The following is a 13,809-nucleotide window of genomic DNA, read 5'->3' on the forward strand; positions in this document are numbered from 1 at the left end:
AGAGACCCACCAGCCAAACGCCAGTCAAAACTCATAGACGAAAGCCAAGAATATTGCAAATAAGCTAGCACACTCGCTACTTACGGAACGAAATTGAGCAGTCAACAGGATCCATTGCATCCACAATCGCCAGCGAATCCAAGTCGTATCCGGCTTCACGAAGCGAGTCGCCACCGCCTTGGAATCCTTTTTCAATCGCAATACCAATTCCTGCAACTGTAGCTCCAGCGTGATCGCAAATATCAATCAAACCTTGCAAAGCTTTGCCGTTAGCCAAAAAATCATCCAAAATAAGCACGCGATCTTCCGCACTCAAGTATTTACGCGACACAATTACCGGAAACTCGCGCTGCTTTGTAAAAGAGAATACGGTGGATACGTATTGGTCGCCATCAAGATTAATTGACTGCGCTTTTTTCGCAAAAACCACAGGAATATTGCCAAAATGACGCGCAGCAATGCAAGCGATTCCAATTCCGGAAGCTTCAATCGTAAGAATCTTATTGATGCCAGCGTTGCGGAAATGTTCAGCCCAAGCGGCTCCCATGTGGTCAAACAGCTCAACATCGCACTGATGGTTCAAAAAAGCGTCTACTTTCAAAACGTTTCCAGGTTTTACAATACCATCTTTTAGGATGCGTTCTTCCAGTTCTTGCACGATGAGCCCCTTCTTGCGTAACTTACATTGCAATTGCATTGCAGATTGCATTTGCTTATTAAATTGCAGTACGCTCAAGCATACCCAAACGTGTGACACAAATCACGCAAAAACGACTGCAGTGTGTGGTAAACCTGATTAAATATGTGCGTAATTAAAAAATCTTTACTCGACGGATTAAATCCGCAGCAATCTAAAGCCGTGCAATACGACGGTCCGGCTCTTCTTATTGGAGCAGGCGCAGGCAGCGGTAAAACGCGAGTTCTTACGCGCAGAATCGCTTGGATTTTAAGCCAAAAAGGTGCGTGGCCTAGCCAAATTCTTGCCATCACTTTTACCAACAAAGCCGCTGCTGAAATGCGTGAACGTTTGAGCAGTCTTATTGGCAGCGAAGCAAATACTATGTGGGTTTCGACTTTCCACTCCGCATGTGTGAAAATACTTCGCAAATCGGGTCAAAGTATTGGCTTAAAACCAGGCTTTTCTATTTACGATACTGCCGATTGCGAGCGTTTAGTAAAAATTATTGCAACCGAGCTTAATGTTGACATTAAGCGTTTTACTCCGCGAAATATTTTGGCGAAGATTTCGGATTGTAAGAATAGTTTGATTGGTTGGCGAGAACAGCTAGACATGTATGCCAACGATTACAAGCCGGGCATTTTGGGTCAGCAGATTGCGCACGCTGGAAATGCTGAAGCCGTGTATGCTTCGATTTATGCGGAATATCAGCATCGCTTGGCTCAGGCTAATGCTGTTGATTTTGACGATTTGATTATGCGAACTGTGCAACTTATGCGAGAAGCTCCGGAGGTTGCTAAATACTACCGTCACAAGTTCCGCTATATTTTGGTTGACGAGTATCAGGACACTAATCACGCGCAGTATGAGCTTGTTCGAGAGCTTGCGGGAGTGGATGTAAAGCAATCTCGCGCAAACGCAACACAATCTAACGCAAATGCGGTACAGCAGCAGCAATCACAATCCGTTGATCCTCCTGCATCAATCACCGTCGTCGGCGACTCCGACCAGTCAATTTACGCTTTCCGCGGCGCAGATATTCGCAATATTCAAGACTTTGAAAAAGATTTCCCGAACGCAACTACTATTATGTTGGAGCAAAACTATCGCTCTACGCAAACTATTTTGGACGCTGCAAACGCTGTTATTTCCCATAATCAAGGTCGAAAGCCTAAAAAATTGTGGACTGCTTTAGGCAAGGGCGCTCCAATTTGCGGTTACGCTGCAGACAACGCTCAGCAGGAAGCGGCTTGGATTGCTGGGGAAATAGCGCGATTAGCTGGTGAAGAGGGCGTTGCTTATTCGGATATGGCAATTATGTACCGTGCTAATGCGCAGTCACGTTCGCTGGAAGATGCGCTTGTTAAGGCGGGTTTGCCGTATCAGCTGGTTGGCGGAACGAAGTTTTATGAGCGTCGCGAAGTAAAGGATGCTCTTGCGTACTTGCAGTCCATGGCAAATCCGGACGATGACGTGAATATGCGTCGAATTTTGAACGTTCCAAAGCGCGGACTTGGTGCGCGCGCAGAATCTTTACTTACCTTGTATGCGCAAACTCAGGGCGTTAGCTTCTGGCAAGCTTTGGAACATTTGGAATCAATCGAAGGCATGCCAACTCGCACTGCAGCGAAGCTTAAAGAGTTTCGAGATCTTATGCACAATTTGATGACGTGCATGCAAGATAACGATTCGAAGCCTTCAAAAGTTATTGACAGCATTTTGAAAGACAGCGGTTTGCTGGAAGATTTGCAGCGTTCGGAAGATCCGCAGGATGCTTCGCGCGTGGATAATTTGTCGCAATTGCAGTCGGTTGCGGCCGAGTATGAGCAGAATACGCCGGATGCTAGCGTGGCTGGTTTCCTTGAGACGACGGCTCTTGTGGCAGATTCGGATCAGTTGCCGGATGAAAACGAAGACACTGGCAAAGTTACGTTGATGACGCTTCACACGGCTAAGGGCTTGGAGTATCCGGTTGTGTTCTTAACTGGCATGGAGCAGGGTACTTTTCCGCATGCGCGCGCTTTGGAAGACGATGGCGAGCTTTGCGAGGAGCGCCGTCTTGCTTACGTTGGAATTACGCGTGCTAAGCAGCGTTTGTATGTTACGCGCGCTGCTGTTCGCGCGCAGTGGGGTCAGGCTCAAGATATGCTTCCAAGCCAGTTTTTGGATGAGATTCCAGATGATTTAATTGATTGGAAGCGCAAAGAGGCTGATGTTAATCGTTGGGGTGCATCGCGTGAGCGCAGAGGCAATTTCGGCGGCGATTTTGGTGGCGATTTCAATAGTGATTTCGACAGTGATTTCGGTGGCTGGGATGACGATTACAGCGATGCTTTTGGCGAAAAAACAACTTACGGCGGAAGCGCTTACGGATCTAAATCTTATGGATCTAAATCTTATGGATCTAGGTCGTACGGATCTAGGTCGTACGGATCTAAATCTTACGGCTCCGGCAAATCTTACGGATCTTCTTACGGATCTTCTTACGGATCCAGCTCGTCTTATTCTAAATCGAATTGGTCTAAGTCAAGCTCCGTAAAAACGCGCAAAATCACAGCAAAATCCGCGTCGTCAACAAGCTCAACAAAACTTGGCTCATCTTCCTCAGTTGTAGACAAAGACAACAATCTCAATATTCAAGATTTCCAAGTTGGAGACAAAATTACGCACGACACTTACGGTTTAGGAACTGTTCTTGCAACTCAAGATAAGGGCAGAAACTCAATCATTACAGTCGATTTTGGTTCTGACGGCGTAAAGCGCTTAATGCTTCGAGTTGCACCAATAGAAAAATTGTAAAATTTCGTTTTATGCGGTTCAAGGTAAGATATTTTTTAGCAGGGACGTGGCGCTTGAAGGTGTGGGCGCCGAGAAGCGTGTTGCATTAAGGAAAATGCAGCACTAAAAGATAAATAATATACATTTAATGAGGTATCAATTATGAAAAACAAATTATTCGCATCAATTCCATCTATTATTTTGGGCATATTGATTGCTATTGCTCCGCTAACTTTCGCAAAAGTTTGCCAAAGTGAAGGCGGAATGCATATGGCATGCTACTACACTGGTCGCGCTGCCCTTGGAATTGGCTTAGTTATTGCAGTTCTTGGAATTGTTGCGCTTTTTGTTAAAGAAAATGTTCGCATCGGTTTGAGCATTGCTGTAATCGTGAATTCTTTGCTTATGATTGCTGTTCCAACATTCCTTATTGGCGTTTGCAAGAGCCCAATGATGCATTGCGCATCGGTTACGCGCCCAACGCTGATTGTTCTTTCTGTGCTCTCATTGGTGTTCGCAGCTATTTCCGTGTATTTGGATAGCAAAGAAGACTAATAGCTAATAGCATAGCTTGTAAAACAGCTTAATAAAGCAAAAATTATGCGCACTATTACGCTAAAGCGTTTGCCGCTGGAAAATCTTAAACGAAAGCCGCTTAGAACTGCCGCATTGCTGGTAGCTGCAGCGTGCTTATCTGCCATATTTTTCGGCGGCTCGCTTATTTCTATGAATCTTGCGCAAGGCTTGAACAGTATGCGCGCCCGCATGGGAGCCGATATTATGGTTATTCCAAACGGCACGCATACTAAAGCTGAAGCGCTACTTACTAACGGCGGATCAAGTACTTTTTACTTCACCAATAATATTGAGGATTTAGTTAGACGTTCGCCTGGCGTTCAAAAGGCGAGCGCTCAAACGTACATTTCCTCACTTTCTGCAGGATGCTGCGCGGAAAAGCTGCAGATTATCGGTTTTGATCCGGACTCTGATTTTGTTATAGGCCCTTGGATTTATTCGCAGCATAAAAAGACTTTGCACAAAGGTGAAATGATTGCTGGAGCAAACGTACTAGTTTCCTACAAGAATACGGTTCGGCTTTTTGGTCACCAATGGCCGGTTGTAGCTCAGCTCGCAAAAACTGGCACAAGCATTGATAATTCTGTGTTTGTTCGACGAGAAAGCGTGCCGCAAGTAGTTGAGTATTCTACAAAAGTGCATCACACAGCCATTCCAAAAGAGTATGCAGAAAAAGCAATTTCTGCAGTTTTAGTGAAGGTGCGAAAAGGTTATAGTGCTAAACAAGTTGCGCAAAATATTAAAAAAACAACTGGGCTTTCTAGCATTGGCATAGTTTTCCCAGGAGGAATTACCGCAACAACTCAGGCTAATCTTGGTGTTTTTACGCGCTCGCTTACTTTTATAATTGCCGCATGTTGGATTGTTGGATTGCTTGTGCTGATTGTTGTTTTTGCAACTTCGCTAAATGAGCGCAAAAAAGAGTTTGCTTCTCTTCGCATACTTGGGTTTACGCGAAAAATGCTTTTGGGCGTGGCTACGCGCGAATCTGCAATACTTGGTTTTGTGGGGGGAGTTATTGGAGTTGCGTCTGCAAGTCTTATAATTTTCCCTTATAGTTCGCTTATTTCCTCCCAATTGCAGCTTCCGTATTTGGAAGTTACGGCACTTCCTGTAATAGCTTTGATGGCTGTTAGTATAGTTCTTTCACTGCTTTCGGTTGTTGCGGCTTCGGCGCTTACAACATGGCGTATTGCAATGCGTGAAACGTATTTGACTCTTCGAGCAGGGGAGTGATTAGATGTGCGAAAAAACGGTATTAAATAGCGAAAAATCGCCTGTTTCAGTGCTGAATCTTACTCGCGTAACTAGAGAGTTTATGCGACGAAAGCACAGATTCTCTGCGGTAAATAACGTAAGTTTTTCGATAAATAGTGGCGATTTTGTTGCAGTTGTTGGAAAATCTGGCAATGGAAAATCTACTTTATTAAATTTGATTGCTGGATTACTTAAGCCAACTTATGGAAGTGTAACTGTTTTAGGCAAGGAGATTTCCGCGCCTGAATTTAGCGATGGGGAAGTATCTAGATTGCGCGCGCAAAATATAGGTTTTGTTACGCAATCGCAAACGCTTTTGCCGAATCTTACTGTGTATGACAATATTCTTTTGCCCGTGCAGATTGCTAAAAGCGGCGGTCAAAAAAGTAGTGATCAAAAAAGTAGTGATCAAAAAAGTAGTGATCAAAAAAGTAGTGATCAAAAAAGCAAAAGTACAGACGTTGAAGATTACTACTCAAATCGCGCTCTTGATTTTTGCAAACGCTTGCATATTGAAGATTTGCTGTGGTGCTATCCAAAGGAGCTTTCCGGCGGAGAGATGCGTCGCGTAATGATTGTGCGCGCGCTAATAAACAATCCAAAGCTTCTGCTTTTGGACGAGCCTACTGGAGATTTAGATCCAGAGCACACTCTAATAGTGGTGGAAATGTTGCGCGAGGCTGCAAATCTTGGTGCGGCGGTTCTTATGGTAACGCACGATTCTGAAGCTGCTCGAAGCGCGGATTGCACCTACACAATGGATGCTGGCTCCCTTCACTAATTTATTCTTACTGGTGTGTAGAATTAGAAACGATGCCTATTTTGTGTAAGCATCATCTGGAGCCTTAGCCCATCAGTGGGTCGGCGCGCGGTAGTTATGGCGTTATTTCAACGTTTTAATACTTACGCGTTCGTGTGTTAGCACGAAGAAGCACTGGAGAGGCCGGCTCAGCGTGAGTAATTTTTAGGAGATTTTACGATTGACTAAAAGTTTGGCTCGCGTTCCGTTCAGATAACGACAGAATTAAAGGATTAGTTATGACTAATATTCAGCGTTCTCGCCGTCAGGTGCGTCTTTCCCGCGCCCTCGGCATCGCTTTGACCCCAAAGGCTCAGCGTATCTTCGAGAAGCGCCCATATGCTCCAGGTGAGCACGGCCGCACTCGTCGTCGCACCGAGTCCGATTACGCAGTACGTCTTCGCGAGAAGCAGCGTCTTCGCGCTCAGTACGGCATCTCCGAAAAGCAGCTTCGCGCTGCTTACGAGAAGGGTACGCACACTGCAGGCCAGACCGGTGACGCAATGCTCACCGATTTGGAAACTCGTCTTGATGCTTTGGTTTTGCGCGCAGGCTTTGCTCGCACCACTGCCCAGGCTCGTCAGTTTGTTGTACATCGTCATATTTTGGTTGATGGCAATCTTGTTGATCGCCCATCTTACCGTGTCAAGCCAGGCCAGACCATTCAGGTTCGTGCCAAGAGCCAGACCATGGTTCCATTCCAGATGGCTGCAGAAGGCGTTCATCGCGACGTTTTGCCAGCAGTTCCTGGTTATCTCGATGTGAATCTTGCCTCTTTGAAGGCTACTTTGACTCGTAAGCCGGAAGTCGATCAGATTCCAGTTGAAGTCAACATTCAGTACGTCGTCGAATACTACGCTCGTTAATTCGCCGATTTAATTCTTAAGGACATACCGCTTGACCCCTGTTGCGCATTCGCGTGGCAGGGGTCAATGCGTTTTTGGTGTTTTTGGTGTTTTTGTTGGTGTTGTTGATGTTTTCGACAATTATGTATCGCGTAGTGCAATAATGGAGCTATGTTGCTGCATCTTTATTTAGTGCGTCACGGTCAGACGCTATTTAATCGTTACAATCGTCTGCAAGGCTGGTCAAATTCTCCGCTTACCGAAAAAGGTTTGAAGGATGCGGACAAGGCTGCAAAAAAGCTAGAAAATATTACTTTTGCTGCAGCTTACTGTTCGGATACTACGCGTGCGCAAATCACGGCTCAACGTATTCTCGACGCAAACGAAGCCGCTGGTAACGCGCGTCCAAAGCTTGTAAGCGATATGCATTTTCGCGAGCAATGCTACGGCTATTTTGAAGGACAAGATATGCAAATGGCTTGGTGGGCTGCGGGAGCGCCGAACGGAGCGCACACCTACAACGAAATCGTTGAAAAGTTTGGGCTCGCAGCCACGCGCGACATGCTTAAAGAGGCTGATCCTTTCCACGATGCCGAGTCGGATATTGAGTATTGGACTCGCGTAGAAGACGGTTTTAAGCTTATCGCCTCAAATTCTTCGCTTAAAGATGGCGATAACGTGTTGCAGATTTCGCACGGAAATACGCTTTTAAGTCTTATGCACCGTTTTGCACCTGCTGGTTACGATTTAAGCGAGCGTCCGGAAAATGGAAGCGTAACTAGGCTAGATTTTGACACTACTAAACCTATTGATAACGCTATTACTATTCGAGGCTACAACGAGTAGATTTTTGCTGCAGCTTTCTTAACGTATGCGTCGTTACCGTTCGTTAGTCTTAAGTCATTGCGAATGGTTTTAACTGTAGTCTGATTTGCTGTTGTATTAGCTTTCAGCGCGGTGAAGTCTTAAGCAAAAATGGTACAGAAAGAGGTTACGATGAGCGTTGGAGACATAGCTGCTCTTATTGCCGCGATTGCGTTTACTGTGCTTTCGGGTTTTTTGATTTATCCGCTAATTAGATTGGGCAAGCTGTTCGATCAGATTGCGAAAACTGTCAAAGAGTCGGGTGAGCATGCGATGCCTGCAATTGATGAGTCTGTTACGACGATTAAGCAAGTTAATAAGACTCTTGACGATGTGAACGCTGTTTCAGGTGCTACGCGCACAACTGTTACAAATATTGGTGCTCTTACTGATTTGTATGGTGCTTTCCTTGGAAAACCTATTGTTAAGGTTGCGGCTGCCGGCTACGCGCTAAAAGACACGGTTGCTTCTTTCTTTAATAAGCCTACTGTTCCGACCGATTCTCATTCTACTGGCCGTCACGCTGCAAAAGAATCTTCTAACAGCTCTGCAAGCAATAGCTCTGCAAGCAAGGGGGAGTAATGTTCAAGCGCCTATTTTGGATGTGTGTTGGCATTGTAATTGGTGTGCTTGCTGTAACAAAAGCGCGTGCCTACTTAAAAGCCAAAATGCCTGATTCTGCTCGCAAATTTGTGTTTAGTAAAGAGCCGGAAAATATTACTTTAAGCACAATATTGGGATTGTTTAAAGATTTTAATGAAAGTCGTAAAAAGCATGAGGATGAGCTTAATTCTCGTTATGCTCACAGTCGTCATGAGGATTTTTAACTAATCTTTTGCTGCTTAGACTTGCGTTTTTACTAAAATGCTAGTCGAAAAAGTTTGTTTAAGTTAAGTGTTGAAGTACTATATTGAATGTTTGCATGACAAGATCTTGCTAAAAATTACACAAGGAGTTCGTACGTATGCGCACAGCAGAAATTGCAAAGCGTTATCTTGACTATTTTGCTAAAAATGGTCATATGGTCGTTCCTTCGGCATCCCTAATTTCGCCGAACCCAACGACGCTTTTTACTATTGCCGGCATGGTGCCGTTTATTCCTTATTTGCTTGGTGAGCAGACGCCTCCTTCTCGACGTATGGCTTCGAACCAAAAGTGCGTGCGCACTCTTGATATTGACGAAGTTGGTAAGACTACTCGTCACGGAACCTTCTTCCAAATGGTTGGTAACTTCTCCTTCGGTGATTATTTTAAGGAAGAAGCAATCCACTACGCTTGGGAGCTTTTAACTAGTCCGCAAGATAAGGGCGGCTACGGTTTCGATCCTGAAAAGCTTTGGGTTACTACTTACACTGATGACGACGAGGCTCGCGCAATTTGGAAGAACGAGGGCTTTGATCCAGAACACATGCAAGTTTTCGGCATGGAAGATAACTTCTGGACTACCGGCGGCCCTGGTCCTGGCGGCCCATGCTCCGAAATTTACGTTGATCGTGGCCCTGAATATGGTCGTGACGGCGGTCCTGCTGCCGACGAATCTCGTTTTATTGAGATTTGGGATTTGGTTTTTGAAAACTACCAGGTTGATAACGTCAAGTCTAAGACTGATTTGCATATTGCTGGCGAGCTTGATCAGAAGAATATTGATACCGGCGCTGGTTTGGAGCGCTTGGCTTACCTTATGCAAGGTAAGGAAAATATTTACGAAACTGACGAAGTTTACCCAGTTATTGAAGCTGCAGAAAAGCTTAGTGGCGTAAAGTACGGCGATAATAATGATGCTGACGTGCGTTTCCGCGTTGTAGCAGATCACGTGCGTTCCGCTTTGATGATTATGAGCGACGGCGTGCGTCCAAGTAACGTTGGCCGCGGCTACGTGCTTCGTCGTCTTCTTCGTAGAACTGTTCGCGCAATGCGTATGCTTGGCGTTCAAGACCCAGTTCTTCCAACGCTTTTCCCAGTTTCTAAGTCTGCAATGGAACCAAGCTATCCGGAGCTTAACGATACTTTCCACGAGGTTAGCGAAGCTGCCTACGGTGAGGAAGATGCTTTCCGTCGCACTCTTGAAAAGGGCACAACTATTCTCGACTTGGCTGTTGAAAAAGCTAAAAAAGAGAAAAAGGACGACCCTATGGTTGGCGGCTCAGACGCGTTTACTTTGCACGATACTTACGGCTTCCCAATTGAGCTTACTCTTGAGATGGCAGCCGAGCAGGGTGTTAAGGTTGACGAGGCTAAGTTCCGCGAGCTTATGAGCGAGCAGAAAGGTCGCGCTCGCGCTGACGCTTTGAAGAAGCGTCACAATGTGGACGTTAGCGTTTACGACGATATTAAGAAGGCTCTTGAAAAGCCAATCGACTTCCTCGGTTACACAGACTTCTCAAGCCGCTCTAACGTTTTGGCAATTGTTGAAGCAGGCAAGGGCTCTGTTAAAAGCGTTACTGCTCCTGCAAACGTTGAGATTATTCTCGACCGCACGCCATTCTATGCTGAGCGAGGCGGCCAGATTGCTGATCAGGGCGAGATTATTTCCGACGACGGCGCAATTTTGGAAGTTGACGACGTTCAGCGTCCAATCAAGGATTTGATTGTTCACAGCTGCCGTTTGACTGAAGGAACGCTTAGCGTTGGCGCTCCTGTAAACACCAATATTGACCAGGTTCGCAGGGCTGCTTTGGCACGTTCTCACACTGCTACCCACACTCTTCACAAGGCTTTGCGTGAAGAGCTTGGTCCGCAGGCAACTCAGCGCGGTTCTGTGGTTGATCCAGATCGTTTGCGCTTCGACTTCCAGTGGCCAAAGGCTGTTGAAAAGGATGCGCTTTCACGCGTGGAAGCTCGCGTAAACGAGCGTATTCGCGACGATTTGCAGGTTGTTCCTAAGGAAATGCCAATCGACGACGCTTTTAAGCTTGGAGCAATGCACTTGTTCGGCGAAAAGTATGGTGACGTTGTGCGAGTGGTTGAAATCGGCGACGGTTGGAGCCGCGAGCTTTGCGGCGGTACTCACGCTAAGAGCACCGGAAAGATTGGTATGGTAACTATTCTTTCCGAGTCTTCTATTGGCTCTGGCGTTCGCCGTATTGACGCTCTTTGCGGCGAGGCAGCATACGAGTATGGCGCTCGCGAGCACACTTTGGTGGCTCAACTTGCAGACATGGTTAACGCTCGCCCAGATGAGTTGGCTGAACGTTTGGAATCCTTGCTTAACAAGATGAAGGATTCTGATCGTAAGCTCGTAGCCGTTTACGAGTCTCAGCTTGCAGATTCTGTTCCAGCTTTGATTGAGTCCGCTAAAGCTAGCGCCGGAAGCGTTAAGTTGGCTGTTAAGAACGTTGGAAACTTCGGATCGTTTGAAACTCTTCGTAAGACGGTTCTTGACGTGCGCTCTCGCCTAGGTGAGGACCTTCCTGCAGTAGTAGTTTTGAGCGGCGTAAACGAGGACGACAAGCCAATGGTTGCAGTTGCAACTAACGAGGCTGCTCGTGGCCTTGGTGCTAAGGCTGGTGACTTGGTTCGAACTGCTTCCAAGGTTCTTGGCGGCGGTGGCGGCGGCAAGCCAGACTTCGCTCAAGGCGGCGGCACAGACGCTTCTAAGATCGACGAAGCGTTGGAAGCTGTAAAAGCGCAAGTGGCTGAGCTCGCCTGAGTCTCGTAGCTTCCTGCTTAAAATTTAAAATCTTTACCGAAAGCAACACGAATCATGGTGTGGTTAGGTATTGATTTAGGTGATGCCAGGGTCGGGCTTGCGCTTTCCGACCCTGAGCTCACTTTTGCGCATCCAATCGGAAACGTGCAAGTTTTTGGAGATTCTTTTAGAGCTATTGACGAAGTCATGAATCTAATAGAAGAAAATCAAGTTAAACGTGTTGTAATTGGCTTGCCTCTTCAATTAGACGGTTCTGAAGGAAAATCTGCGAAAAAAGCGCGTCGGTGGGGCAAAAATTTAGCTAAACGCATTGAATTAGCGAAAAATGTTGGAGATTGGACGCTTTCTTACATACCTGATATTGTTTGGAAGGATGAGCGTTTAACAACAGTTAGTGCTCACCGGCAGTTGCTACAAGCTGATTTTTCTACTCGCAAGCATCGCCCTATGGTAGATCAGCAGTCGGCAGTATTGATTTTGCAGTCTGCGCTTGACGCAAATAATGCAGAGTAGTTTTGAAAATCGTGTAAAAAGTAGAAATAGCGAAGAGGAGCATAGCGTGTCTGACAATTTTGACGAATTTTTTGACAAACATGCAAAGTGGACTGAGCATGATGGCGAGCCGTCGTCAAAATCATCTAATTCTAAAGACGAATCTTCGACTGTTAGCTCCAGAAAACGCGCTAAAGCTCGTCTTGAAGCAAAAAAACGCAGGCGTAGAGCAAAAGTAGTTTTAGCTATTCTGCTCGTATTCGTATTAGCTGTTGTTGGATATTTTGGATACAGCGCGGTTCGCGCGTGGAAATTATCTCAAAATAGCGAGTCGGTTGCAGACTGGCCAGGCCCAGGCTTTGGAACGGTTGAGTTTACTATTGACACCGGCGAGGGTGCTATTAGCGTTGCCAACAAATTAGTTAAAGCAAATGTTGTTAAATCTCAATCAGCTTTTACTTCCGCAGTTGCTGCAAATAATAAAATCTTGTACCCGGGAGTTTACTCGCTTAAAAAGCATATGGCTGCTATTGACGTGGTTAATATTCTTTCCGATCAAACAAAAGCCGGCGGATTCCTTGACGTTCGTGCAGGAGACCACGCTACTGAAGTTTTGCAGCGCGCTTCAAGCTTATCTGGAATAAGCATGGATAAGTTTAAAGCAGCTTTAGCAGATGGGGGAGCTGGAATTTTGCCTCCAGAAGCTAAAGGAAGCATCGAAGGCTGGCTAGAGCCTGGAGTTTATAACGTAAAATCTATGAAAAGCGCGGAAGATATTCTTTCCGCAATGGTAAAAAAGCGTATTGCTAAGCTCGACTCTCTCGGTATTCCTAAAGGCGAAGATCGCGAAAAAGCTTTAATTATGGCCTCAATTGCCGAAGCTGAAGTGAATAATCGCGAATATTACGGCAAAGTTGTGCGCGTAATACTAAACCGTTTGGCAAAAGATATGCCTCTTGGAATGGACTCTACAATTGGTTACGGAGCGGGAGTAAAGCCTATAAAGCTTACGCAATCAATGCTAGACAATCCAAATAATCCTTACAATACTCGCATTCACAAGGGCTTGACTCCTACGCCTATTGGTATTGCTGGAGACAACGCTCTTATTGCCACTATTAAGCCTCAAGATGGTCCGTGGCTTTACTTCGTCACCACGAATTTGAAGACTGGTGAGACGAAGTTTGCGGATAACAAAGACGACTTTTTGAAATTCCGCGACGAGTACAAGCGCAACAATCCCGAAGGCAACTAAAAATATAGCTTTTAACCACATGGATGCGTTTAGGTTGCAAAAGTTGTATAAGTTTTCGTAATTTGCTTTAATGAGGCAATTAATTATTACGATAATATCGGCGCTACCAACGCTTACATGTTTAATTTCAGTTTGCGTAACCGACATAAAAAGTCGCATAGTGCCAAGACTTTGGATTGTTATTGCAGGATTTTTTCAATCTTTTGCGAATCTTATATATTCGATTATTTTGTTTAGAAATATTAGCGTGCTTATTTTCGGCTGTATTTCTTGCGTATTTGTTTTTGTAATTTATTGGATTATGCGAAAACTCGCTCCAACAAATTCCGTTGGCTTCGGAGATGTTACTAGTGCGTCAATGATCGCACAAGCATTGGTATTATTCGGTTTTGACTGCTTAATTTACTGGTTTGCTTTAGTTGGAGTAGTTGGCCTACTTTGTCTTTTAGCATGGAAAATTTACTGCAAAATCCGCATGCCAACCAACGCATCAATACCATTCGTGCCAGTAGAAGCAATATCAGCCATAATCGCAGCATTGCTGTCAATAACAACCCACTCAATACTTGGTGGTTAGTAGAGTAAGTATTTAGACACGTAAATTAGTTGAGAATG

The 13,809-nt window shown here is 45.4% G+C and carries 13 protein-coding genes; 12 read left to right on the forward strand and 1 reads right to left on the reverse strand.

All coding sequences use genetic code 11. The annotated features are described in order from the left end of the window. Positions 1 to 76: 76 nt before the first annotated feature. Positions 77 to 658 carry a xanthine phosphoribosyltransferase gene (locus HXT35_RS05130; RefSeq protein ID WP_004128879.1) on the reverse strand — a complete coding sequence of 194 codons (582 nt, stop codon included), beginning with the start codon at positions 656 to 658 and terminating at the stop codon, positions 77 to 79. A 144-nt stretch (positions 659 to 802) separates the two neighbouring features. Between HXT35_RS05130 and HXT35_RS05135 the strand changes: the two genes are divergently transcribed. The 12 genes from HXT35_RS05135 (at position 803) to HXT35_RS05190 (ending at position 13,771) form a co-directional block, all read left to right on the forward strand. After that, on the forward strand, positions 803 to 3,478 hold the full coding sequence (locus HXT35_RS05135) for an ATP-dependent helicase (protein WP_004128876.1): 2,676 nt from the start codon (positions 803 to 805) through the stop codon (positions 3,476 to 3,478). 141 nt (positions 3,479 to 3,619) lie between these two features. Beyond that, positions 3,620 to 4,012 (forward strand): DUF4418 family protein, encoded by a 393-nt coding sequence (locus HXT35_RS05140; RefSeq protein ID WP_004128873.1) that lies wholly within the window; start codon positions 3,620 to 3,622, stop codon positions 4,010 to 4,012. A 45-nt stretch (positions 4,013 to 4,057) separates the two neighbouring features. After that, positions 4,058 to 5,269: an ABC transporter permease gene (locus HXT35_RS05145; RefSeq protein ID WP_004128871.1), complete on the forward strand. Its 1,212-nt coding sequence runs from the start codon at positions 4,058 to 4,060 to the stop codon at positions 5,267 to 5,269. A 4-nt stretch (positions 5,270 to 5,273) separates the two neighbouring features. Then, positions 5,274 to 6,071, forward strand: coding sequence for an ABC transporter ATP-binding protein (locus HXT35_RS05150; RefSeq protein WP_004128867.1), 798 nt, complete (start codon positions 5,274 to 5,276; stop codon positions 6,069 to 6,071). A 257-nt stretch (positions 6,072 to 6,328) separates the two neighbouring features. Continuing rightward, entirely contained in the window at positions 6,329 to 6,955 is a 627-nt protein-coding gene (gene rpsD, locus HXT35_RS05155; RefSeq protein WP_004105277.1) for a 30S ribosomal protein S4, read from the forward strand. Between the two features lie 150 nt (positions 6,956 to 7,105). Then, positions 7,106 to 7,780 (forward strand): histidine phosphatase family protein, encoded by a 675-nt coding sequence (locus HXT35_RS05160; protein ID WP_004128857.1) that lies wholly within the window; start codon positions 7,106 to 7,108, stop codon positions 7,778 to 7,780. A 150-nt stretch (positions 7,781 to 7,930) separates the two neighbouring features. Continuing rightward, positions 7,931 to 8,380, forward strand: a complete 450-nt coding sequence (locus tag HXT35_RS05165) for a DUF948 domain-containing protein (RefSeq protein ID WP_004128855.1) — start codon at positions 7,931 to 7,933, stop codon at positions 8,378 to 8,380. Continuing rightward, positions 8,380 to 8,625, forward strand: a complete 246-nt coding sequence (locus HXT35_RS05170) for a hypothetical protein (protein ID WP_004128853.1) — start codon at positions 8,380 to 8,382, stop codon at positions 8,623 to 8,625. The genes HXT35_RS05165 and HXT35_RS05170 overlap by 1 nt, the downstream gene beginning before the upstream one ends. A gap of 137 nt (positions 8,626 to 8,762) precedes the next feature. Further along, positions 8,763 to 11,447 (forward strand): alanine--tRNA ligase, encoded by a 2,685-nt coding sequence (alaS, locus tag HXT35_RS05175; RefSeq protein WP_004128851.1) that lies wholly within the window; start codon positions 8,763 to 8,765, stop codon positions 11,445 to 11,447. A gap of 54 nt (positions 11,448 to 11,501) precedes the next feature. Further along, positions 11,502 to 11,960 carry a Holliday junction resolvase RuvX gene (gene ruvX / locus HXT35_RS05180; RefSeq protein WP_004128848.1) on the forward strand — a complete coding sequence of 153 codons (459 nt, stop codon included), beginning with the start codon at positions 11,502 to 11,504 and terminating at the stop codon, positions 11,958 to 11,960. A 46-nt stretch (positions 11,961 to 12,006) separates the two neighbouring features. After that, positions 12,007 to 13,194 (forward strand): endolytic transglycosylase MltG, encoded by a 1,188-nt coding sequence (gene mltG, locus HXT35_RS05185; protein WP_004128844.1) that lies wholly within the window; start codon positions 12,007 to 12,009, stop codon positions 13,192 to 13,194. Between the two features lie 70 nt (positions 13,195 to 13,264). Further along, entirely contained in the window at positions 13,265 to 13,771 is a 507-nt protein-coding gene (locus tag HXT35_RS05190) for a hypothetical protein (protein WP_032843581.1), read from the forward strand. Positions 13,772 to 13,809 lie beyond the last annotated feature (38 nt).

The sequence above is a fragment of the Gardnerella sp. DNF01141 genome (assembly GCF_049244255.1).
GTDB classification, from domain to species: domain Bacteria; phylum Actinomycetota; class Actinomycetes; order Actinomycetales; family Bifidobacteriaceae; genus Bifidobacterium; species Bifidobacterium vaginale_E.